Origin of the sequence: Terriglobus albidus (assembly GCF_025685425.1) — a bacterium.
In the GTDB taxonomy this organism is placed as follows: Bacteria; Acidobacteriota; Terriglobia; order Terriglobales; family Acidobacteriaceae; genus Terriglobus; species Terriglobus albidus.
Genome location: NZ_JAGTAS010000058.1, coordinates 853,432 through 877,341 on the forward strand (window position 1 = coordinate 853,432; position 23,910 = coordinate 877,341).

At 59.4% G+C, this 23,910-nt stretch carries 17 protein-coding genes; 6 read left to right on the forward strand and 11 right to left on the reverse strand.

What is annotated here, in order from left to right; all coding sequences use genetic code 11:
- Positions 1-142: 142 nt before the first annotated feature.
- From era to OHL21_RS22665, 5 genes are all read right to left on the reverse strand, one after another.
- Complete coding sequence (gene era, locus OHL21_RS22645) at positions 143-1,153, reverse strand: GTPase Era (protein WP_263419577.1); 1,011 nt, start codon at positions 1,151-1,153, stop codon at positions 143-145.
- Positions 1,154-1,155: 2 nt separating this feature from the next.
- Positions 1,156-2,487 (reverse strand): hemolysin family protein, encoded by a 1,332-nt coding sequence (locus OHL21_RS22650; RefSeq protein ID WP_263419578.1) that lies wholly within the window; start codon positions 2,485-2,487, stop codon positions 1,156-1,158.
- On the reverse strand, positions 2,484-2,936 hold the full coding sequence (ybeY, locus tag OHL21_RS22655; protein WP_263419579.1) for an rRNA maturation RNase YbeY: 453 nt from the start codon (positions 2,934-2,936) through the stop codon (positions 2,484-2,486). The genes OHL21_RS22650 and ybeY overlap by 4 nt, the downstream gene beginning before the upstream one ends.
- Before the next feature lie 176 nt (positions 2,937-3,112).
- Positions 3,113-4,150, reverse strand: a complete 1,038-nt coding sequence (locus tag OHL21_RS22660) for a PhoH family protein (protein ID WP_263419580.1) — start codon at positions 4,148-4,150, stop codon at positions 3,113-3,115.
- Positions 4,151-4,395: 245 nt separating this feature from the next.
- Entirely contained in the window at positions 4,396-7,800 is a 3,405-nt protein-coding gene (locus OHL21_RS22665; RefSeq protein WP_263419581.1) for a TonB-dependent receptor, read from the reverse strand.
- Between the two features lie 793 nt (positions 7,801-8,593).
- Here OHL21_RS22665 and OHL21_RS22670 point away from each other — a divergent pair.
- Entirely contained in the window at positions 8,594-8,980 is a 387-nt protein-coding gene (locus OHL21_RS22670; protein WP_263419582.1) for a c-type cytochrome, read from the forward strand.
- A 114-nt stretch (positions 8,981-9,094) separates the two neighbouring features.
- On the opposite strand, the gene OHL21_RS22675 is transcribed toward OHL21_RS22670, so the two are convergent.
- Both OHL21_RS22675 and OHL21_RS22680 read right to left on the reverse strand, forming a co-directional pair.
- Positions 9,095-12,322, reverse strand: coding sequence for a vitamin B12-dependent ribonucleotide reductase (locus OHL21_RS22675; RefSeq protein WP_263419583.1), 3,228 nt, complete (start codon positions 12,320-12,322; stop codon positions 9,095-9,097).
- Between the two features lie 461 nt (positions 12,323-12,783).
- Positions 12,784-14,010 (reverse strand): MFS transporter, encoded by a 1,227-nt coding sequence (locus OHL21_RS22680; protein ID WP_263419584.1) that lies wholly within the window; start codon positions 14,008-14,010, stop codon positions 12,784-12,786.
- Between the two features lie 63 nt (positions 14,011-14,073).
- On the opposite strand from OHL21_RS22680, the gene OHL21_RS22685 reads away from it, so the two are divergent.
- Positions 14,074-14,562 carry a heme-degrading domain-containing protein gene (locus tag OHL21_RS22685; RefSeq protein WP_263419585.1) on the forward strand — a complete coding sequence of 163 codons (489 nt, stop codon included), beginning with the start codon at positions 14,074-14,076 and terminating at the stop codon, positions 14,560-14,562.
- 248 nt (positions 14,563-14,810) lie between these two features.
- On the opposite strand, the gene OHL21_RS22690 is transcribed toward OHL21_RS22685, so the two are convergent.
- Positions 14,811-15,209 (reverse strand): ArsR/SmtB family transcription factor, encoded by a 399-nt coding sequence (locus OHL21_RS22690; protein WP_263419586.1) that lies wholly within the window; start codon positions 15,207-15,209, stop codon positions 14,811-14,813.
- Between the two features lie 79 nt (positions 15,210-15,288).
- Between OHL21_RS22690 and OHL21_RS22695 the strand changes: the two genes are divergently transcribed.
- The 4 genes from OHL21_RS22695 to OHL21_RS22710 all read left to right on the forward strand — a co-directional run bounded on the left by OHL21_RS22695 (position 15,289) and on the right by OHL21_RS22710 (position 18,999).
- Complete coding sequence (locus tag OHL21_RS22695; RefSeq protein WP_263419587.1) at positions 15,289-16,101, forward strand: arsenite methyltransferase; 813 nt, start codon at positions 15,289-15,291, stop codon at positions 16,099-16,101.
- Positions 16,098-16,562: an arsenate reductase ArsC gene (locus OHL21_RS22700; RefSeq protein ID WP_263419588.1), complete on the forward strand. Its 465-nt coding sequence runs from the start codon at positions 16,098-16,100 to the stop codon at positions 16,560-16,562. Before OHL21_RS22695 ends, OHL21_RS22700 begins: the two co-directional genes overlap by 4 nt.
- A complete protein-coding gene (locus OHL21_RS22705) occupies positions 16,559-17,272 on the forward strand; it encodes an aquaporin (protein WP_263419589.1) in 714 nt (237 codons plus the stop codon). Before OHL21_RS22700 ends, OHL21_RS22705 begins: the two co-directional genes overlap by 4 nt.
- Positions 17,273-17,388: 116 nt before the next feature.
- A complete protein-coding gene (locus tag OHL21_RS22710; RefSeq protein WP_263419590.1) occupies positions 17,389-18,999 on the forward strand; it encodes a VWA domain-containing protein in 1,611 nt (536 codons plus the stop codon).
- 93 nt (positions 19,000-19,092) lie between these two features.
- Here OHL21_RS22710 and OHL21_RS22715 read toward each other — a convergent pair whose 3' ends face one another.
- The 3 genes from OHL21_RS22715 to pgl form a co-directional block, all read right to left on the reverse strand.
- The gene (locus OHL21_RS22715; protein WP_263419591.1) at positions 19,093-21,651 is read right to left on the reverse strand and encodes a M1 family metallopeptidase; all 2,559 of its coding nucleotides are present in this window, start codon (positions 21,649-21,651) and stop codon (positions 19,093-19,095) included.
- Positions 21,652-22,056: 405 nt separating this feature from the next.
- Entirely contained in the window at positions 22,057-23,094 is a 1,038-nt protein-coding gene (gene glk / locus OHL21_RS22720) for a glucokinase (RefSeq protein WP_263419592.1), read from the reverse strand.
- The gene (pgl, locus tag OHL21_RS22725; protein WP_263419593.1) at positions 23,091-23,873 is read right to left on the reverse strand and encodes a 6-phosphogluconolactonase; all 783 of its coding nucleotides are present in this window, start codon (positions 23,871-23,873) and stop codon (positions 23,091-23,093) included. Before pgl ends, glk begins: the two co-directional genes overlap by 4 nt.
- Between the last annotated feature and the right edge of the window lie 37 nt (positions 23,874-23,910).

Sequence of the window (23,910 nt, forward strand, 5' to 3'; positions counted from 1 at the left end):
GGAGCGGAGAAATCTGCTTCTCTGCTGATTACCAAACGCAGTTCGCGCGGAGCGCGAATACCCATGTCCCAGGAGCGGGGCACCACCCCAAGGAACAAGTTCGTTGGGGACCCGGGACATGGGCCACCGGTGATACCCTTCCCTACTCTTCGTTCGATTGCTTGATCGCCAGATCTTCCAACTGCTTGCGCCAGTCGAGATCATCGATAAATCCACGCGACGATCTCCACTCCGACTGCACCTTCACAAACAACTCCAGAAAGACCTTGCCACCTAGCAGATACTCCATCTCCTTGCGGGCAGCGGTTCCGATCTGTTTCAGCATCGCTCCGCCTTTGCCAATCAGAATCGCCTTCTGGCCATCGCGTTCGCAGTAGATCGCCGCGGCGATGCGCGTCGCGGCGCCCTTCTTTACCGGCTCCTCAAAGCGCTCGACGACAACCGCCGCCGCATAGGGCACCTCTTCGCCGGTATAGAGCAGTACCTTCTCGCGGATGAGCTCCGCTACCAGGAAACGCTCCGGTTGGTCGGTAATCTGGTTCTTCGGGAAGTAGCGTTCGCCCAGAGGCAACACCGCAACGATGGCCTCGATCAATCGCTCCAAGCCATCCTTTTTCTTCGCCGAGATCGGGATGACCGCAGCGAACTCATGCTGTTTTTGCCAGTACGCGATCTGGGGCAGCAACTGATCGCGCTGTAGCTCATCGATCTTATTCAGCGCCAGGATCACCGGGCAGTCCAACTTTTTCACCAACCCGAGCGTGAAGTTGTGCTCGTCCAGCGACAGCTTCGCCTTGCCGGTTACTGTTTCTCCCTCCTGTGGCAGCCTGTGGGTCACGTCCACCATGAAGATCACCGCATCGCGGCTCTCCAGGGCGTCGTGCACCTCCTGCATCATGCGGCGGTCAAGCTCAGTGCTGGGCTTGTGGATTCCCGGCGTATCCACCAGGACGATCTGCGCCGCTGGATGTCCAGGATGGCGTGTTGTCTTTTTCTTAAGAGGGACCTCCAGCACCGCCTGAATGCGATTGCGTGTGGTCTGTGGTTTGTGCGTCACAATGGCCAGCTTCTGGCCGAGCAGCGCGTTCACCAGCGTCGACTTGCCGGCATTGGGACGGCCGACGATGGAAACGAATCCGGAACGAATAGGCATCGCTATTGATTATCCGCCGTCTCGGGCGAAGCGGCCATCTGCACCTTCACACGCTGCACACGCCGGTCGGTCGACGACAGGATCTCCAGCCGCAGGCGCCCGGCGTCCACCACCTCTCCCGAGTGCGGAATATGACCGGCTAATTCGCTTACCAGACCGCCGACCGTCGTTGCCTCCGCATTCGAAGGCAACTCCAGATCGACCGGAAACTCATCGTTTTGACTCTCAAAGAGATCCCGCAGGCGCGAGACTTCAAAACGCCCAGGAACCGACCATCCCTCTTGTGGATTGCCGACCGGCTCGTTGGTCTCTTCTTCGACATCGTGCTCATCCTCGATGTCGCCGACAATCGCTTCGAGCAGATCTTCAATCGTGAGGAGCCCGGCCACTGCGCCATATTCGTCTACCACGATGCGCATGTGCTGCTTGGCCCGCTGCATCTCCTTCAGCAGCTCGTTGACCTTCTTGGTTTCAGGAACAAACGCGACCGGTTTCTGAATACTGGCCACCGTCTGACGAGCTGCCTCAGAATCGGCTACTCCCAGTAGATCGCGCGCAAACGCAATGCCGGTAATGATGTCGATGGACTCGCCATAGACCGGCACACGCGAATACGCCTCTTTTGCCATCAGGCTTGTGAATTCTTCCAGCGTCATGGTGGCGGGAACACAGAACATCTCCGGACGAGGCGTCATCACTGCCCGCGCAACCTTATCGCCGAACTCCACGACGCTGCGCACCAGCTCGCGGTCGCTCTCCTCCAGAATGCCCTCTTCCTTGCCGGCATCCAGCAGCGCGTCCACACCCTCCGAGGAGTTCTCTTCCTCCTCCGGTTCCTCGGGCTCCGCCAGCGCAATGATGGAGATCAACAGGCTCAACAAACCCGTGATGGGCAAGAGCGCCAAAAAGATCAGTACCAGCGGCAGGCGAAGGCGCGCAATCCACAGTCCCCTCGTCCGGACAAAGAGCAGATAGGGGATCAGGCGATCGAAGAGGATGACGATACTCACCAGCTCGACCGCTGTCATCGCGAAGTCAGGCAGACGGGGGCCATGCCGCAGGATCGGCAACAGCGTCAGCGAACTGTAAAGTTTGGCGCCGAACAATACGGCGATCGCCGTCAGCGTGATCTGTCGCAACACTGAGGCCGAAAGCGCCAGCGTATCCCGGCCGAGGATCATCTTCGGCTCAACCGCACGCGTCCAGGCATCGACATTCTCCTGGAAATCGCGGGAGAGGAACTTGCCCATCTCCGAGTAGACCCGGTCGATGTAGGAGGCGAGCGTTTGTACGACCAGCAACAGAACCAGCGATCCCAGGGCCCAGTAGCTCATCGCCTGCCACCCTCCACGCGCGCAATCAGGCTGCTGGGCAGCCGCAGCTTCGCCCGCAAACGTGCCTCTTCGGCAGCCATCTCTCCGCTGTCGGTCTCATGGTCGTAACCCGCCAGATGCAGCAGGCCATGCAGCAAGAGCGTCTTTATCTCATCCTCGAGGGTGAGGCCGAAGCGCCTTGCCTGTTTTGCGGCAGTATCGAGCGAGACAGCAAGGTCTCCTACGATTCCCTCGGCAAAATCGCCGGCAGGGAACGACAGGACATCCGTCGCTTTGTTCTTGCCGCGGAAGTCGCGGTTCAGCCGCTTCACCGTCTTATCGTCCGTAAGTAGCACATCCACCTGGCCTTCCAGGCACACGGCGCGGCGCGCGCGCAGCAGGTAGCGCGATAAGCGGGTTCGATTGACCTCCGCGGCAGCAGGCATCTGTTGTGGTTCGATGCGAATCATGCAGAAACAGGAAAGAGGGCGTAACGCCCTCTTTTCATGATGGTACCCGATTCAATGCCGTCTAGAAGCCTTTTCACTGTTGCTGGGCATCCCGCAAAAGGAGTGCAGCGGCGTTTTCATTACGGAAAACGCCCACAGATGCGAAAGCCCTGCACTACACCTACAGTAAAAATGCTCTACTGCGGCTTTGCGATTCGTTTGACCGGAGGGGGCGCCGGCAGGGCGTCCCCAAGAGAGGTTTCGAGTCCCAGCGGAAGCTCCTGCTGTTCCCGGTTGTAGGTGTCGTAGGCACGCACAATACGCTGCACCAGATGGTGGCGTACGACGTCCGCATCTTCAAAGTGAACAAAACCGATGCCTTCCACACCATCCAGCACCCGCAGCGCCTCCAGCAGGCCGCTCTTCTTGGGATTCGGAAGATCGATCTGCGACAGGTCGCCGGTGATGATCGCCTTGGAGTTGGATCCAAGACGGGTGAGGAACATCTTCATCTGCTCGTTGGTTGTGTTCTGGGCCTCATCCATGATGATGAAGGCGTCATTCAGCGTACGGCCGCGCATAAAGGCCAGCGGCGCGATCTCGATGACGTTGGTCTCCAGCATCTTGTCCACCCGCGGCGGATCCAGCAGATCGTACAGAGCGTCATACAGCGGACGCATATACGGGTCTACCTTCTCCTGCAGCGACCCGGGCAGGAAGCCCAGGCGCTCGCCGGCTTCAACCGCCGGACGCACCAGGATGATACGGCTGATCCTCTTCGCCATCAGCGCCGAGACCGCCATGGCGACGGCAAGATAGGTCTTGCCGGTACCAGCCGGTCCAATGCCGAACGACATATCGTTCTGTTCGATGGTTTCAATGTACTTTCGCTGATTGGGCGAACGCGGCTGTACCATGCGCTTTACGCCGGTAGAGCGCTGCCGTCCGCTTTCGACCAGTCCGCGCAGCGTAATGCGCGGGTCTGAGACAACCAGCTTCAACATGCCATGCAACTCACCGTTCTGCAGGACAATGCCTTGATTGCAAAGCTGGTCGTAGTCCGTGAAGATCTTCTCGATCCGTTCAATACTCTCCGGATCGCCCGTCACCATCACCGCATCCGATCGCAGGTCGATGGCAACACGCAGGGCCTTTTCCATCAGGTGAAGGTTTTCGTCGCGGGTCCCGAACAGGGGCTCGATGTTGGGCGTAATTTCAAGCGCTTTTTTCATCAAGCAGATTGCTGACCTCCGTCAGCAGGTACGGCGGTGAAGGTTGACTGACTCTGGGAATTAGATGCCGCATCCAGCCGCCGCGCTGCGCTTAGCGCTAACGGGAGCCGGACCGGGTTGGCGAGAGCTGCCAATGAAGTTGCGCAAAGAGTAACCCTGGTAAAAACCGGAGTCAAGCGAAAAAGCCGCCAAAAAAGTGCGGCGTGCCCTGGTTGGGGCACGCCGCGAGGGAGTTGCGTTTCGTCAGGTTAGAAGTTGATCCGGCCCGAAAGCTGGAGCTGACGGTTTGCGCCCTGACCCACCTGATTGCCAACGGTCGAGGTGAAGGCTCCGAAGTTCGAACCTGCCGTGCCGGTAGAGAACGCCTGCCCCGGCTGCACGCCGTTGCTGATGGTCGTCGTGGCCGCGTTGCCGCCGGTCGGAATACCCTGCGACAGGCGCAGGGCGCCCGGAACAGCGTAGTTCGGATGGTTGAGGATGTTGAAACCTTCCGCCTTGAAGTCAACCTTCACACGCTCGGTGATGGCGAAGGTCTTCTCCAGGGTCAAATCAAGCTGGGCCAGCGAGGCTCCATTCAGAGCGTTGCGGCGCAGCGAACCGAAGGTGCCGGGAGTCGGAATCGTGAACGCAGCAGGATTCAGCAACTGCTTGCCGGCGTTGGTATACGGATTGACGCCAGGTAAGAGGTTCACGCGGCGAATGTTACGGGTGTTACCGCCACCCGGAACGTTGACCACAGCTGTGGTGCAGACGCCCGCATTCACGCTCGTGGCGCCGCTGGAGTAAGCCGGGCACGAGGAGGAGAGCACAGGCGAGGAGTAGACCTTGCCGGCGTACGTACCGGAGACCGGCGTACCGACGTAGGCGATGTCCGGACGGGTGATCAGAACGTCGATCGGGAGGCCCGAGCGGAAATTCACGATGCCGCCGGCCTGCCAGCCACCTAGCAGCGCATTGCCGATGCCGCCCAAGTCCATCGACTTGCCATGACCGATCGGCAGGTCATACAGAACCGTCGCGTTCAGGCTGTGGCGGATGTCGAAGTTGCCACGGCCGTACTCCGTATTGAAGTCGAAGGGGTTCTGCGCCGTGCTGGCTTCATTCGACCCGCTGGTCGTGCCAAGCTCCTTCGCCCAGGTGTACTGCGCACCCAGCGACAGACCCTGACGGAAGCGGCGCTGCAGCGTCGACTGCAGAGAGTGATAGTGGTTCGTACCACCTGAGGTCTTGTAGTCGATTTCGCCGAAGCGGCTGCCGAACTCACGAACGGCGGTACCAGCTCCGGTCGAGGCATTGGTCGTCACGCCGGTGATGCGGTTGGTGATCGAACGGAGGAACAGGTTACGTCCCTGCGATCCGACATAGCCCACCATCAACTGCATCTGTCCCGGCAGCTGCTGCTGGATCGAGAAGGTGTAGGTCGCCACACGCTCCGGCAGGTGATAGTTGGGCGCATAGGCACGTGGCTGGAACCCCGAGAGGTTGTTGGCATCGAAGCCTGACAGAAGGTTCGCCGTGTTCACTGGATAAGGCTGTGCGCCGTTAGAGAAGGTGCGGCCGACGCGATCGTTTGCTTCCGGCTGAACCTGATCTTCCGTCTGGCCCGGGCCGAAGAAGATGCCGGCGCCGACGCGGATCACCGTGTTGTTATGCAGACCGGCAGGGGCCCAGGTCAGGCCCAAACGAGGTCCGAAGTTCTTGGTAGAGCTGCCAAACCAGCTCTTGTTGTACTTGGGGAACGCTGCGACGCGGCCGCTGGAGTACAGCGTAGCCGTCGACATGTCGAAGAAGACGTACTTATCGTTGACTTCGTGCAGCGGCTGGAAGTACTCGTAGCGCAGGCCGTAAGCCAGGGTCAACGTGGGACGGAGCTTCCACTCATCCTGACCGTAACCGATGTAGTAGTTCTGACGCATCTGGGCATTGCCGGAGAGGCCGCTGAACGGGCTGAGAGCGCTGAGGTCACCATTGAAAGCAGTCGTGTCCGGAACATTGTTCACGAAGTTGCTGACATTGTTGAAGGTGTACTGCGTACCGCCGAGCTGGTCATTGAAGATCTTGATGATGCGCGATTCAAAGCCAAACTTCATGTTGTGGTTGCCCTTGATGATCGAGAAGTTGTCGATCGGCGAGATGCTCCACGCGGTATACGGTGCGCCACGGCCGGTAAAGCTCGAAGAGGTCGTCACCAGACCACCCGGCTTGACGGCATTGGCGATGTTGAACAGGCTGGCGCTCAGGTCAGCATTGGGGCTGGGTCCGCTGACTCCGTTGACGCGGGTCTTGGCATAGTTGAAGCCCACCTTGGTCTCGTTGAACATCGAAGCCGAGAGCACCTGGTTCAATGCGATCACGCCGTTCTGCGGAACATACTTGTTCTGCGTCAGGCCCATCGCCGGATCCTGCGTCTGGTTCGCCGTACCCTGGTCGCGGTTGAAGCGAACGTAGGAGGAGTACTTCTCATTGAAGCGGTAGTCAAATCGAATGGCCGCGAAGTTCTCCTCCAGCGAGAAGGGCACTGCGCGGCTCACCGAGACCAGTTCGCGTCCGGTGGCTCCATTGACCGTACCATCTTTGTAGACCGCGCCCGGCAGCTCCATCGCGATCGGATTCGGATCTACGGGGTAGGCACCTACGACATTGCGGATGGGCGATGTGGAAGGAATGCGGGAGATGGTGTAGTTCGAGATCGTGTTGCCGGTCGAAGCGACATCCCAGTACTGACGCAGACCTTCATACACGCCGAAGAAGAAGAGCTTGTCCTTGATGAGGGGACCGCCCACCGAACCGCCGAACTGGTTCAGACGGAACTTCGGGGAGTTATTGGCGGTGTTGACTGCATTGAAGGTGTTACGAGCATCGAAGAAGTCGTTACGCAGATACTCGAAGACCGATCCGTGGAACGCGTTCGAACCCGACTTGGTCACGAAGCTGATCTGGCCGCCCGTACCGGTGCCCATCTCGGCGGGGTAGCTATTGGAGTCGACACGGAACTCCTGAATGGCTTCCAGCGACTGCTGCAGACGGAAGATCGAGTTAGCTTCACCGTTCAAGTTGCCGGGAGCGGCGTCGATAATGGCAGTAGCTTCCACGCCGTCCAGGCGAAGAATGTTCTGCTCCACGGCGCGGCCGGAGAAGCGAATCTCACCGAAGTTGCCCGAGCCGACGTTGGTCGCGCCCGGCGCCAGCAGATAAAGTTGCGAGACCTGGCGTCCATTGATCGGCAGGTCTTCAATCTCGCGGCTGGCGACGTTGGCGCCGATACGCGCCGAGGAGGTGTCCAGAGCAACGAGCTGTCCGGCATCGACCAGCACAGACGTTGCGCTGCCGGCCACCGGCAGGCTGATGTCCTTCACCAGCTCCTGGCCCACGGCAAGGACCACGCCCTTGGACTCGGCGTCAGAGAAGCCGCTCGCCGTAACCTTCACCTCATACTCCGAGGGCACGAGCGACGGAATGATATAGAGACCCGAGTCGTTAGTCGTCACCGTACGGCTCTCGCCGGTACGAACGTTCTTCACGACTACGGTTGCGTTGGGAATCACAGCGCCGCTCTGATCGGTCACGGTACCGACAAGACGCGCGGTCGTCATCTGGCCAAATGACGGGATGCAGAAGATGGCAAGCAGAAGGGCAAGCCTGATGAGTTTCATATATGTTTGAGCTTCGCCAGCCAGAGTTACGGCCCGTTAACGGAATCGTGAATGTTCCGTTAACAACCGCGAAAACATTGGAAAATCGAGGGCTTTCCGATGGCGATTATGTAAGCTCGATGACACTCATGCCGGGCAAAATGCATCCTCGGTTGGAGCGGAGCCAAGGATTCCGCCTGGGCCTTGAAACTGCTGCGCGAACAGGGCGAATGGCAGGTCGACGCCCTTCTGACGACCGTCAACGAACACTTTCGCCGCATCGCCATCCACGGCGTCCGCGAAGATCTACTCGACCGCTAGGTAGAGGCAGCCGGACTGCCTCTCTGGAAGGTTCTCGGCAGAGCTCGCTGGCCAAAACTGGGACCGCAATCTCATCGCCTCACTTCCTGCAGGGGGCGATCCGTGCGGGTAAAACGGCGAGTTCCACACCTTCACCGCCGGCCCCATTCTGCACAAAGAGATCGCAGTCGAGCCCGGCGAACGCGACGGCTTCGTGTACGCCGAGCTTCTGGGGTAGCCAGGTGGGAGCGGTGGGCTTTCAGCCCACCGACACGAAGCTTGTAGGAGATTGGGCTTTTAGCCCTGGGCCTTTTGCTCGAACCATCCGAAAGCCCCAGGGCTAAAAGCCCAACAAATTATTTGGCCTAAATCAGCGGGCTGAAGCCCGCTGCTCCCACCTAACCTCTAACCACTCTTCCCATACCAGTTACCTTCCCCCACACCACCTCAAAAATTCTCTTCCCTCGAAGCCACACCCGGCGTTAGGATTCTGCCGCCTATTCAGGAGGCTCGAATGCTGAAGCCTTTCTTTGTTCTACCTGCCTTGGTGGCTCTGGCATTTCCACCACAGCAACCCGTACCCGCAACTCCCGCGCCTGCAACCGGGAACGCAGCCAATCCCGTTAAGCCCACGGCCGAGTCCCAGGCCAAAGCAAAGAAGATGTACGGCTACGACTGCGCAATGTGCCACGGCCCAACCGGTGACGGCAAAGGCGACATCGCTATGAAACCGGCGCCAAAAGATCTCACCGATCCCGCATCGTTGAAAGACATGTCCGATGCCGACCTCTTCGCCATCATCAAAAGCGGCAAAGGGCAGATGCCCGGTGACGGCGACCGCCTGAAAGACGACGACCTCTGGAATATGGTGATCTACGTTCGGTCACTTGCTAAGAAGTGAGATAAGCGAGTCTGAACCGGGCGCCTATTTAGAGCATCGCTCGAAAGAGAAGCCCCGCCTAACGGCGGGGCTTTCTGTTTTGCGCGAAGCGCGTTTGCCTGGACGACCAGTCCATTAGCTGCAGCCGCTCGTTGAACCGCAACTCATGCAGCGATAGCAGCTACCGTTGCGCACCATGATGGCTCCGCAGGTGGAGCACGACGGAGCATCGCCCATGTCGTACATGCTCTTCATCGCATCGGCCGCATGCACGGTCTTCGCGATGCCGCGGTCTTCCATGCCATAGCTCGCCACCGGAGCCGCACCCGTCGCCGTCGGATCGGGAGCGATGCCCTCCACTGGAGGCGTGGTGCGAGGGCCGTAGACCTCAGCCGACAGGCTCGGAACCACCGTGGCCTGTTCGCCCTCCATCGCGTCCGTCACCGGCACAGCCTTCGCCGGAGCCAGGCCCTGGAAGAGGTCAAGCTGCTGGCCGCTGAGGAAGCGAAGCTGCATCCAGCGGAAGAGGTAGTCCATGATCGACTTCGCGTAGCCGATCTGCTCGTTGCCCGTCCAGCCCGAGGGCTCGAAGCGCGTGTGAGCAAACTTCTCGCTCAGCACCTTCAAGGGCACACCGTGCTGCAGCGCCAGCGAAACTGCCGTCGCGAAGGAGTCCATCAGGCCCGAAACCGTCGAGCCTTCCTTCGCCATGCGGATGAAGATCTCACCCGGAGCTCCATTCGGATACAGGCCCACCGTGATGTAGCCCTCGTGGCCCGCGATGGAGAACTTGTGCGTCACCGAAGCACGCTCGGCCGGCAGACGATGCCGTACAGCGCGCGGCGGAGCCGTGGAATCGGTAGCATCGGTGTTCTGGTTGGACTGCGCGATGAGCTGCGCGACCTGAGCCTCCAGGGTCACGATGCGGGCATCCTTCGCCGCAACGACAGCCGGATCGACCACCGGTTCAGCCGTGGCGTTGATGGCGGCCGTTGCCTTGTCGGCGATGCCCTCCTTCTTCGCCTTGCCGTCAGAGGCAGAGACGTTCAGCGGCTGCGATCCCTTCGAGCCGTCACGGTAGATAGCAACGGCCTTCAAGCCCTGGCGCCAGCTCTCGATGTAAGCCTCGGCGATATCGTCCACCGTGGCATCGTGCGGCAGGTTCACCGTCTTCGAGATCGCTCCCGAAAGAAAGGGCTGCGTCGCCGACATCATCTTGATGTGGCCCATGTAATGAATCGAGCGCGTGCCCTTGGCCGGCTTGAACGAGCAGTCGAAGACCGCCAAATGCTCCGGCTTGATACCCGGTGCGCCTTCGATGGTGCCGGTCGAATCGATATAGCTGACGATCGAGTTCACCTGGTCGTTGTCGTAGCCCAGCTTGAACAGAGCCGACGGCACCGTGTTGTTCACGATCTTGATCATGCCGCCGCCGACCAGCTTCTTGTACTTCACCAGAGCCAGGTCGGGCTCAATGCCGGTGGTGTCGCAGTCCATCATGAAGCCGATGGTTCCGGTCGGGGCAAGCACCGTTACCTGGGAGTTGCGGTAGCCGAACTTCTCGCCGTGGGCCAGAGCGCCATCCCACGAGTCCTTGCTGGCCTCAATCAGCTCATCGAGCTGGGGAGCGACGAAGCCTTCTTCTGAGGTCTTCGATTTGCCGATCTCATTCACGCTGGCGCGGTGCAGACGAATCACATCCAGGAACGGCTCACGGTTGACGTAGAAGCCCGGGCAGGCGCCGCCCTCGCGGGTGGCGGACTGCGTCAGCGGAGTGGCTGCCGCCAGCGGCTGGCACAGCTCGGCCACACGGGACGACTGCCAATACGCATCGCCGCACATGATCGCGGTGAGCGTCGCAGCAAAATCACGGCCGGCGTCGGAGTCATACGGCAGACCAAAGGCCATCAGCAGAGCACCCAGGTTGGCGTAGCCCAGACCCAGAGGGCGGTAGTCGTGCGAGTTCTTCGCAATCGCCTCGGTCGGATAGCCGGAGTTATCGACCAGAATCTCCATCGCAGTAATCACCGTGCGGATAGCAGCGCGGTAGGCCTGAATATCAAACTGTCCGCCCGGTGTGAGGAACTTCAACAGGTTGAAGCTGGCCAGGTTGCAGGCCGAGTCATCCAGAAACATGTACTCCGAGCAGGGATTCGACGCATTGATGCGCGCCGTATTCTTGCTGGTGTGCCACCGGTTGATGGTGGTGTCGTACTGCATGCCCGGGTCGCCGCACTGCCAGGTCGCCTCGGCGATCTTGGTCATAATGTCGCGGGCGCGGTACTCCTTGACCGGCTTGCGATCCTTCACCGTCAGCGTCGTGAACTGCCCATCGCGCTCCACCGCCTGCATGAACTCGTCGGTCACACGCACGGAGTTGTTCGCGTTCTGGAAGAAGATCGAAGAGTAGGCCTCGGAGTCCGGACCCGAGCCGTCATAGCCGGCCTGCACCAGCGTCCAGGCCTTGGCCTCTTCCTTCTGCTTGCACTCGATGAAGTCGATGATGTCCGGGTGCTCCACGTTCAGGATCACCATCTTGGCCGCGCGGCGGGTCTTGCCGCCGGACTTGATCACGCCGGCAAAGGCGTCAAAGCCGCGCATGAAGCTCAAGGGGCCGGAGGCGGTGCCGCCGCCCGAAAGCGTCTCCATGGAACCGCGGATGGCCGACAGATTTGATCCCGTGCCCGATCCCCACTTGAAGAGCATGCCTTCGGTCTTGGCCAGCGTCAGGATGGAATCCAGCGAATCGTTCACCGCATTGATAAAGCAGGCCGAGCACTGCGGCTTACGGTAGCCGGTCACCGAAAACTCAATGGCGCAGGTATGCGCATTCCAGTGCCAGTTCTGCGCGTCGGAGTTCGGCTCCAGACGGTCGCAGCCGACGTTGAACCAGACCGGCGAGTTGAAGGCAGCTTTCTGCTGGATCAGCAGGTGCGCCAACTCGTCGTGGAAGACGGCCGCGTCTTCCTCGGTGGCGAAGTACCCGTCTTTCTTTCCCCAGTCGCGGATCGTCTCCGCCACGCGGCTTACCAGTTGGCGCACGCCGGTCTCACGCTCCGGAGTTCCGAGCTGGCCATGCAGGTACTTACTGGCGACGATGTTGGTCGCCGTCATGGACCAGTCAGCGGGCACCTCGACGTCCTTCTGCTCGAAGATCGTCTTGCCCTTGAAGTCCTGAATGATCGCATCGCGCTTCTCCCAGACAACCTCGTCATAGGGGCTAATGCCGGGTTTGGAGAAATAGCGCTGCCAGGTCAACCCGGGGGCAGACTTGGAGGATGACTGGGAGGGGGATTTGGTTGGAACAGAAGCCGAGGCGGCGACAGAGTCAGCGACAGCAGCGGCCTTACGATTTTCAGCCATAGGGGATACTCCTAGGGAACGTTTAGATGGTCTTTATACGGATCTGGATACGAATCTTGGGACTACGCGCTTCCGTGATTTCTTAGCGACTTGCCGGGCCCCTGAAAAGGAAGCATTTGTGAAAGTAACGCTGTCTGTAGGGCATGTCAACCAGCTTATACAATCTATTGTAGTTGTTTTGTGAATACCCCGCGAATGGCGGCCGCGATGGCCCAAGGGCTCAAAATCCGCCCAAAATCGCTGTGGAAGTTCGCAAAAAGCCTCGCCAGAAGCGAAGTTTACAGTCCGGTTAATACCGCACTCGGCTGAGCTTACGCCTGTTTCCGCCTCGGAAAAGGCGTCATTTGGGTGGAAAAGTCGATCAAGCTGACGCTTATTGGCGGCAGAGGTTCGATTTCATACGAGTCGGGTGCCCTGCCCTCGCAACGCCAGGGTGGACGGGAAACCACTGCGTTTAGACCCTACTGATGTACCTCAGCCCGCCGCAGCAACTGCCACAACGCCACACCCACGGGCGGGCACAGGCTCACAATCCACAAGGTCGCCGAATAGTGCTTCTGGTCAAACAGACGTCCCAGCCAGGGCAGCAACAACCCCGTCAGCAACGCCCAACTCGAAATCGAGAACCCCGCCAGGAAGGCGGCATTCTGCTTCGGCTGCACGCTGGCGCCATCTGCCAGGGCAAAGACCACAAATCCGCCCGCAAAGAACATCTCCAGGAAGAAGAGCATCAGCACCACCGGCACCGAGGTAAACATGGGCACAACCGTGATCAGAAAGCTGGCCACCATCAGGAAGAGAAAAACACCGAGGGGCCGCGAGACGGTCCGGCGGCGGCGCAGGTCGCTCAGCCGGCCGAAGACCAGGTAGCCCACCTCCCAGCCCGCCGGAGGCACCCACAGCATGTGCCCCAGCGACGCCTGCGAGACGTGCAGCACCCTCGACAGGTACAACGGTGTCGCATACAGTCCAAAGGCCAGGGGAGCCGCTCCCAGGCCGTAGATCGCCGCCGTGGCGAAGAGATCGCGGTTCCAGCGGGCGACAGGTCGAACTGCATCCTCCAGCGGCTGTGAATGCTTCGGCGGGTAGATTCCGGCGACTCGCAGACCGAGCCAAAGCACCAGCCACAACGCTCCGACAACTGCGGTAAAGACAAAGGCGGCGCGCCAGCCGTAATGGATCGCCAGTGGCGTAACAATCAGCGGCGTCAGCGCGGCTCCAAGGGAGCCTCCGCTGTAGGCCAGCGCGAGGCCGAAGGATCGCTGTTCTGCCGGGAGGGCTTCGCTCACCGTCTTCAGACCCGCCGGAAAGGTCGCCCCCTCACCGAAACCAAGCACGCCGCGGAAAACGCTCATCGTCAGCAGGCCGGTCATCATGGCATGGCTTCCGGAGGCCAGCGACCAAAGCCCGACTGCCGCAAAACAGGTCCAGAACAAACCCTTGCGGTCCATCACCCATCCCCAGATGGGATTCGCCGCCATGTAGCAGAGCGAAAAAACCAAGATCGCCTCGCCGTACTGCTGCGCCGAGAGATGCAGGTCGGCAAGAATGGTCGGCGACAGGATCGACAACACGCTGCGGTCGACATACGAGATGAACGACAGCAACAGCATGGCGATGGCAGGCAGCCAGCGGCGCACCGGACTGGAAGGGCGCAGCCGGCTGGAAGCGGGAGGAGGTGTAGCCACACTGGAAATCCCAGGGCTGAGAGTCGATACACTGTCGGGCACGAGATAACTTTATAGGAAGCTATGACACTCGACGACGAGATCCGGATCATCACCGAGCAGGAAGCCGCTCTGCAGTTCTCCACCTTCAACGCCGACACGGCTTGGGAACTCGGCAGCCGTCTGCGTGCCCTGGTTGCCAAAGACAGCCGTCCCACGGCCTTCGGCATCTGGATGGGCGGCCAGACGCTCTTCTACGCCACGACACCCAACGTCGCTCCAGGCAACGAAGACTGGGTGCGCCGCAAGCCCAATACCGTCGTTCGCTTTGCCAAGTCCAGCTTTCGAGTGGGCAAGGAACTAGCCAGGCAGAACACCACCCTCGAAGTCCGCCAGGGACTTACGCTCGCCGAGTATGCTGCACACGGCGGCGGATTCCCACTCACACTGCGCGGGTCAGGCTGCCTGGGAGCCATCGTCCTCAGCGGCCTGACCCAACCGGAAGATCACGAGATCGTTGTGTCTGCGGTGGTGGAGATTCTCGGTGTCACCGTGCCTCGTCTCGAGATATAGATAGGCTTATGCCGGGTGCCCCACCCCTCGCAACGCTAGGGTGGGGCACCCCGTGTAGGGAAAGAGCGTCAAAAGCAGATCCCTTCGGGATGACAAACAAAGGGTCTCGGTTGGTTCATCGAGCGGGATATCTCAAGAATTCTGGTGGCTCACAACCCTTTGTCATTTCGTAGCGAAGCGGAGAATCTGCTTCTCTACCCAGACCTCATGAACAAACGGAATGACCGCCAAAAGGCGTAACCGGTCCTTTACTCCGCTGCACGCGCCGGCACCGGTGCACCTTCCAGCGTGACAAACTTCTGCGGAGAGCAGCAGGCCGTCTCCAGTTGCCGCAGATCCGCCTGCATCTTTTTGTCATCTTCCAGCGCCCGGAGTGCCGCGCTCATCGCCTTTCGAAGATCCTTCTCCTCTGGCCAGGCAATGCTGTAATGCACCCACTTGCCTTCTTTGCGTGTCGCCACCATGCCGGAGCTGCGCAGATATGCCAGATGCCTCGAAATCTTCGGCTGCGGCTCCTTCAAAATCTCCACGAAGTAGCACACGCAAACCTCACGCCCGTTCAACAGATTGAGGATACGCAGACGCGTCGGGTCAGAAAGCGCGGTAAAGATTTGCGCCAGTTGCTCCGTTCTCCCCTTCGCCGCCATGCGAAATTCATTATATACGGCTTGACAGATATGTCCCCAGGAGATACATCTGCTTAAGCAGATATGTCAGGAGGGACCGATGGATACTACCTCTGCCGTGAAGGATAAGTACGGCGCCCTGGCGCGCGCCGTCAAACAAAATGAGCCCGCGTGCTGCGATCCGCTGATGCAATGCTGTGATCCCATCACGCGCAATCTCTACACCTCCGGCCAGCATGATGTCCTTCCGGAGAAAGCTCTTCTGGCCTCGCTCGGCTGCGGGAATCCCACAGCGCTGATCGATCTCAAGTCTGGTGAGACGGTCCTTGATCTCGGCTCCGGTGGAGGTATCGACGTATTGCTCTCAGCACAGCGTGTCGGCCCCACAGGCAAAGCCTACGGCCTCGATATGACCGACGAGATGCTGGAGCTGGCGCGCGAGAATCAGCAGAAGGCGGGCGTCACCAATGTCGAATTCCTGAAAGGCAATATTGAAGCGATTCCCCTTCCCGACGCGAGCGTAGACGTCATCATCTCCAACTGCGTGATCAATCTCTCCAGCGATAAGGATCGTGTTCTGCGAGAAGCCTTCCGTGTCCTCAAACCCGGTGGCCGCTTTGCTGTCAGCGACGTTGTTGTTCGTGGACACTTCCCCGACGCGATCCGGAAGAGCATGCTGCTGTGGGTGGGTTGTATTGCCGGAGCTCTGGAAGAGCAGGAGTATCGACGGAAGCTTACTGCTGCCGGATTCACTGGCGTCGGCCTTGAAATCACGCGCGTCTATCGCATCGAAGACGCCCGCCATTTCCTCACCGAAGCCGGTATCGATGTGGACTCCATCGCCTCGCAGGTCGAAGACAGATTTGTCAGCGCCTTTGTGCGTGCCACCAAACCAATGAAAACTCGTTCATGATCAACGTTCTTTTTCTGTGTACCGGAAATTCGGCGCGATCCATTCTTGCTGAAGCCCTGCTGAACCATCGTGGAGCAGGCCGTTTCCGCGCCTTCAGCGCCGGCAGCCAGCCCGCTGGACTGGTGCGTGAAGGCGCTCTGCGTCAGCTCCAGCGTGAAGGAATCTCCACTGCGGACCTGCGGAGCAAGAGCTGGGACGAGTTCGCGCAGCCCGGCGCTCCACAGATGGATATCATCCTCACCGTCTGCGACAACGCCGCAGCAGAGCCCTGCCCTTTCTGGCCCGGACATCCTGCAACCGCGCACTGGGGCCTGTCCGATCCCGCAGCAGTAGACGGTGGTGAGGAAGCGATCGCACATGCCTATGCGGAGGCGTTCGCCACGCTCGATCGCCGCATCAGCCGTCTGCTCAAGCTGGAGACCATTACGCCTGAAGCGCTGTCCGAAGCAGGTTCCCTGTGAACGCAACTCTCGGCCGCCGCGCTGCCTCCGAATTTCTATCGACCGCTCTCCTGCTGGCCATCGTCGTTGGTTCCGGCATCATGGGTCAGGGGCTGGCTCAAGGCAATACAGCAATAGCCCTGCTTGCCAACTCGCTGGCTACCGGTGCGGGCCTGATCGCATTGATCCTCACCTTTGGCGGTCTGTCGTCTCACATGAATCCGGCCGTGACCATCGCAGCGGTCCTCGATCGCTCCCTGGCACGGAGAGACGCCGCACTCTACGTGCTCGCGCAGACCGCAGGCGCCTGCTGCGGCGTTGTTCTGGCGCATGCAATCTTCGGCCTGCCGCTGTTGCAGCATGGAAGTCATATTCGCAGCGGACCGGCCTTACTGCTCTCGGAGTTTATAGCCACCTTCGGTCTTCTGATGGTTGTACTCAGTTGCTCTCGCCTGCGTCCAGCGGCAGTTCCCTATGCGGTTGGTGCGTACATTACTGCCGCATACTGGTTCACTTCATCGACATCCTTTGCCAACCCGGCGGTGACCCTCGCCCGCTGCCTGACCGATACCTTCGCCGCAATTCGCCCCGCCGACGTTCTTCCCTTCACCGTTGTTCAGCTATTGGGAGCACTAGCGGCTATCGGCGTGCAACAGTGGTTTTTTCAATCCTCTACACCGGTGTCCGCCACTGCTTCTCAAGAAGAAGTCATGGTCCAAACAGGTCGCTGATAAATAATCGCTATCTCTGTTATCGGGATCGCAACCTCTGCCCTGCTTTCGTGTCATCTTGAGGATGCCGCTGTTCCCCTGGCGGTATTCGGCAACACACGACAGAGGTGACACCGATGCGACCGATGCTTTGGGCTACTGTTCTGGCAATAGCGGCAACGATCTCCGCGGGGCAGGAGCCCTCCGGTACCAACACGCAACCCACTCAGGAACAGGCCCCGGCCACGCAGTCACCGGCGCCTCAGTCTTCTGCCCCTGGACAGGTGCCGTCTTCGCCGGGTCCGGTTACTGCTCAGCAGCAGAATGGCACCTATACGATTCAGCGTAATGCGCGTCTGGTCATCCTCGACGCTGTCGTCGTCGACAACAAAGGCACCCCCATCCCAGGCCTGAAGAAAGAAGACTTCACCGTATCCGAGATGGGCGAACCGCAGACGGTGTTGAACTTCGAGCAGGCAGGCGCGACCATTCCGCCACCCTCCGTCACCATCAACTCCACCGCAGAACTCGACAAGCTGACTCCTCGAGCGCCCGTAAACATCATTGTTCTTGACGAGTTCAATACACGCTTCGAAGACATGGCCTTCGCGCGTTACTCGCTGAAGAAGTTCCTGGAGAAACAGCCGGACAAGCTTGAAGTACCCACCATGCTGCTCGCTGTCGATCTTCAGCACTTCACCGTGCTGAAGGACTATACCCAGGACAAGCAGGCTATTCTGCAGTCCCTGGACAAACATTTTGTCGCGTATCCATGGCAGACACACAATTACTCCTGGATTGGCGAACGGTATGCCACCGCCTTCATCACTTTGCGCCGTGTCGCACAGGCCACCACCGGACACTTCGGCCACAAGAATATGATCTGGGTCGGCCGCGGCTTCCCGCCCTATAACTTCGTCAATGCTCCGGTTGACCAACAGCACCGTGTCGATAACGCGATCCAGGACGCTGTTAATACGCTGCGTGATGCCCGCATCACTCTCTACACCATCGATCCTGCCGGGGTAATGATAGATCCCGGCAAATACGGCAGCGCCGCTGCGTTCAACGACCCGTTGGGTGGCAACTACCAGTTCTCGGCTCTGGCAAAAGCAACCGGCGGGGCCGCTCTGTATGGCCGCAACGACGTCGATACCGAGATCGGGACCGCGATTAAAGACGGCGCTACTTTCTATACCCTTACCTACCGGCCAACCGACACCTCGCGCGACATGCAGAAGTTCCGCAAGATCGTAGTCACGGTGAACCGTCCGGGAGCAAAGGTCCTCACCCGCGAGGGCTATTACCTCTCCTACGGCCCGGGCCGGGTTGATCCTACAAATCCCTCCCGCCGCCTGGTCTCAGATCTGGTGGCCGCGGAAGGCAGCCAGATGGTCTACGATGGTGTTCCCCTTACCCTCGAGAAAGATCCAACCGACGCCAACACGTATCTGCTGCACGTCGATGCTCGCGGCGTCGCCTGGACCTACGCCACCGACACCGAACCGCGGCACGCGGAACTCATCCTGATGTGCACGCAGTTCGACAAGAAGGGCAAAGAGCTCGACCGCGATGCTCGTTCCATGAAGATCTCAGCCGGAGCCGATGCTCCACCCACCGGCCCTCTGGTGCGCCCTCTTAACCTGCGCTACCACATGAAACGTAATGACAAAGCCGTGCGAGCCCGCTTCACCGTTCGCATGGCAGCGACAGGACGTATTGGGACAGCAGATGCGGAACTGAATTAGTTGAATAGTGGAATGGTTGAATGGTTGAATAGTTCGGGGTTGCCGAAACAGTTGAATTAGCCCCAAGCACTATTCAACTATTCAACCATTCAACTATTTATTCGTTTCCAGCCACCGTGCCAGCTCGCCCTGCTGGCTCTTGCGCAGCGCAATACAGGCATCGATCGACTCCAGCGATTTCTTCAGAGTGCGTTCTGAGGCATCGACCTTGTGCTCGGCGAAGAAGTGTTCTACCTGGGTGCGCTCATCCTGGGTACAGAAGCTGCCGACAGCCGAGACGATACGTGCACCGGAACTCTCTGTCAGCGTCGCCTGCACTTGCTTCCAGTTCTCTTGAATGAAAGTCCAGGTTTGGGCGTGCGTCTCCGGCCGCGAGAGCAGAATCGCCAACAGCACCCAGCTATCCTGCGTCCGCACTTCGCCGGAGATGGCGTACTTCAGAGTCGCCTCTACAAGCGCGGGATTGCTGAAGCGAGCCAGGGTGTGAAGGAAGTCCGTCTTCAGACCGGGATCTTTCACCACCTGCGAGGCCTTCCGCACCTTCTCATAAAGCGATGGATCTCCGTTGCGCGCCGCGATGGCCAATGCCGTTCCGGTCATCGCAGGATCGACCGAGAGCTTGCCACGGAAGAGCTGATCCATCAGGTTCTGCGCCTCGGCGATGATCTCTTTGTCACCGGCAAAACCCAGCAGACCAAAAAGCGTGGCTCGCAGGTTCTGTTTCTCAAAGCTATCGTGCTTAGATGGCTTGCCCAGCGCCTCGTAGACCGGACGGTACTCCATACAGATCCAGGCCTGCAATCGCGCATGCTCCTCGTCCGAGGCGATGCGGGCATCCACACCCAGAAGGCCACCGGCTGCTGTCTCTAGAACCGCAGCGCTATCGTCTTTCTTCACCATGCGCAGCAGGTTCAGGTAGTCGCTCACCTGGATCAGCCCGGCCCGCATCAAGGCCTCGCGCTCGCCAAGAAACAAGATTCGCTCTGACGGAGAGAAGCGTGTCTCCAGTAACTGCAGAATGGTGCTGTACTGCCGCTGCGAATAGGTCGCGCGATAGTAACCCGTAGCTCCGGAGTTTGCGAAGAAGAATGGTTCGGGGATCGTCGTATTCGCGCCATCCGGCTCCATCACACGGCAGAGATCAGCAGCGACACCTTTGAGGCATGTCGGAACGTCCCATGCTTGAACCTGCTCCGCCCTCGCCGCACGCATCGCCAAAGGCGAGAGATAGAAACGACTCTGCGGTGCATCCATCGCCTTGTCGGTAAAACGCAGCAACGGCACTCCGGGCTGGCCAATAAAGCTCTCCATAATGCGATCGACCGGCTGGTGGCTCACCTCGGTCTGCGCCTTCCAGAAATCTTCCGCAGTCGCATTGCCGTAGAGATGCGCGGCGAGATAGTTGTGAACGCCCTGACGAAAGATCTCGGGACCAACGTAGTGCTCCACCATGGCCAGCACAGCGCCCGCTTTGCCGTAAGCGATGCCGTCGAACATCTCGTTGATCTCATCTGGTGTATTCGCTGTTGCGCGGATGGGCCGTGTCGCGGAGTCGGAATCATAGTTGAGTGTCTCGTTCAGCTCGGCGGCGCGCTCCTGCTGCATGTTCCACTCCGGATGCCATGCTGCCAGAGGTTTCTTCTCCATCCAGGTGGCGAAGCCTTCGTTCAGCCACAGGTTGTCCCACCACTGCATGGTCACCATGTCGCCGAACCACTGATGCGCCATCTCATGCGCGATCACCTCGGCGACGTTCTTCTTCGCCTGCACCGAACCATTCTTTGCATCCACCAGAAGGTCGGTCTCGCGATAGGTGATGCAGCCGAAGTTCTCCATCGCGCCTGCCTCGAAATCCGGCAGCGCGATCATGTCGAGCTTCGGCATCGGATATGGGATGCCGAAGTACTGGTTGTAGTAGTGCAGGATGTACTGCGCAGCGTCTACCGCGTACTTCGTGTACTTCACCTTGTCAGGCGTAGAGCAGGCCCGGATAGGCACACCATCCGCCTTCCCGGTAGAGCATGCAAACTCGCCCACTAGAAATGCCACCAGGTAAGTAGACATTTTCGGCGTCGTCGCAAACTTCACACGATGTTTCCCGCTGCCGAACGGGGTATCGCTGACGATCTGTGTATTCGAGATCGCGGTATCCCCCTCGTCGAGCACCAGCTCGAGATCGAAGGTCGCCTTCATCGCCGGCTCGTCGAAGCTGGGAAAGGCACGCCGAGCATCGGTCGGTTCGAACTGGGTGACGCCATAGCTGCGCTGCGGCGTCTTTGAAAGATAAAAGCCACGAAGCTTGTCGTTGAGGGTGCCCGTATACCGGATCTGCAACGTAACCGGCCCGGCGGGCAGCGCATGTTCGAAGGTAAAAGTCGCCTGTTCTTTCGCATCATCCAGAGAGACTCCGGCAACCTGGCCGGAAGCCCGCACGGAGGTAAATTGGATCTCGGCAGCGTTCAGCGTGATCTCTGTCGCGGGAGCGTCCAGCGTGAGATCGATGCTCTCCTCGCCCGCAAAGGTCGCTGCCTTCAGGTCAGGCGTAATGGTTAACGTGTAATGCGTTGGACGGGCATTCGACGGGAGGCGCTGCGCCTGTACAGAGGTGATGAAAGAAAGTGCTGCAAAAAAGAGGAAAAGCCGAAATCGCATCTGTTAAATGAGTTGACGATACTAAAGATCGGCAGGTTTCGCTCGGTCTTTTAGTTTTGGGCCGCTTTTGGGGGAGATTTTTGGTGTTGGGGGTGGATTCTGCGTTTGGGGAGTTCAGCGTTTTGGGGAGATTTCTATGTTCGGGTAGAGAAGCAGATTTCTCCGCTACGCTGCGAAATGACAAAAAGGATCGTGGCAGGTGACAAGGTGGAGGTCATCCGGGGAATTCTCGTTAGAAAGAAGCCTCCAAGAACAAAAGCGTCCTGGTCAATTCAGCGACAGGGACACCCTTACTGATCAAACGGCCCATAATTTTGTCATTTCGCAGCGCAGCAGAGAAATCTGCTTCTCTACCCAGACTTCAAAGAAAAAGCGGATCCCTCAACGGGTATCCGCTTTCCAACCCTACTGGTTCCGCGAAGCCGCACGCTCGCTCATCCCAGAAAACTCCGCCGCCCGCGATTCTGCATAGGCCGCCGCTCCCAGGAGTGCACAGCTCTGATCCAGAATCACGCGCACCGTAATCGTCTCGAGCAATGGTGAAAGCCGTCCCTTGTCCAGAAAAGCCTTCCGGAAGGTACCGTTCTGCAAGGTCTTCAGCAGCTTGGGAGACATACCGCCACCCAGGTACACACCGCCGCGCGCCAGCACCTTCAGCGCGATATTGCCTGCCTCAGCACCGTAGACACCCGCAAAGAGATTCAGAGTCTCCGCGCAGAGCTCGCTGGAACCGTCTTCGCCGCAGGTTCCGATCACGAAGTTCGGATCTTCCTTCGCCATGCGATCCTTCAGCCACTGCGGCTCGTCCATCTTCTTTACGTCGCGGAAGAACTCATAGATGTTGATCAGGCCGAGCCCGGAGATCACACGCTCGTAACTGACACGACCGTTGAGCTTCTTGATCAGATGCTGCAACAGCGCAATCTCGTCCGGCGTGCGGGCGGCGAAGTCGGTATGACCTCCCTCGCTGGCTACAGGGATATGCCGCTTTCCATTCCAGACCAGCAGTGCCTCTCCCAGCCCGGTACCCGCGGAGATCAGACCGGCATTGCCTACCGCCGATGGATCTCCCTGGTAAAGAGTGATCAGGTCTTTCGGCTCCAGCTCGGGAATGCCGTATCCATTCGCTTCGAGATCGTTCAACAGCAGCACATGTGGAATATCGCAGGTGCGCGAGATGACGCGCGCATCCAGCTTCCAGGGCAGGTTCGTGGGCTCCATGCGCTGATCGATCACCGGCCCCGGAGCGCCGAAACACGCTGCGGTAATGCCGTGCGTGTCGCCCTTGCTGTCCTGAGCGATGAAGGCCTGTACGACATCCTCGACGGAGGTGAAGTCGCGCGACGCGAACTTATGCTCGCGCAGCATATGCAAGCGTCCGCTCGTGAAATCAAAGAGCGCTAAATGTGCTTTGGTACCACCGACATCGCCTGCAAGAATCATCCAACCCACTCCATGGTGCCACCATGCGGCGAGGGCAGCTTGGCTGCCGCAGCCGTATCCAGCAAGAAGAGCAGCTTACCATTTGCGGGCCGAATCAGTTGCGAGGGCAGCGTCTCCACGTCCTTCGGACCGGTCAGCACACGCGCCAGGACATCGGTTTTGGCTGCGCCCTCGATCAGGAAAACCACCTCGCGTGCGGCGTTGATCACCGGCCACGACAACGTGATGCGCCACGTATTCTTCTGCGGCACATGATTCGCAAAAGCGATGCGGCCCATCTCATCGATCCCTTCGGTATGCGGGAACAGCGATGCGGTGTGACCATCGTCCCCCATTCCGAGCTGCACGAGATCAAAGACCGGAGTCTCCGCCCCCTCCAGCTTGAAGGTATTGCGGATCAGAGCCTCGTAACGAGACGATGCCTCCTGAGGGTCGAGCTCGCCTTCCATGCGGTAGACCTGGGAGGCCGGCAGGGGGACCTTATCCAGCAGCAGTTCCTTGGTCACGCCGTAGTTGGATTCAGGGTCCGCCGGTGGAACGCAGCGTTCATCCACCCAGTACAGATGGAGCTTGTCCCAAGGAAGAGCGCTAAGAAAGGGTTCCTGCGCGAGCAGGGCGAACATGCGTTTCGGAGTCGATCCGCCGGAGATAGCGACGCGCGCCATTCCGCGCGCCGCTACCGCCTGCTTGACTGTCGCGGCAAAGTGCTCCGCCGCCTTCTTTGCTACAGCCGCTGCATCCGGCGAGACATCCAACGTTACCAGGGTGGTACGAGACATTCAGTTCCTTCTACTCAGTGGTTAAAGCATTTTCACT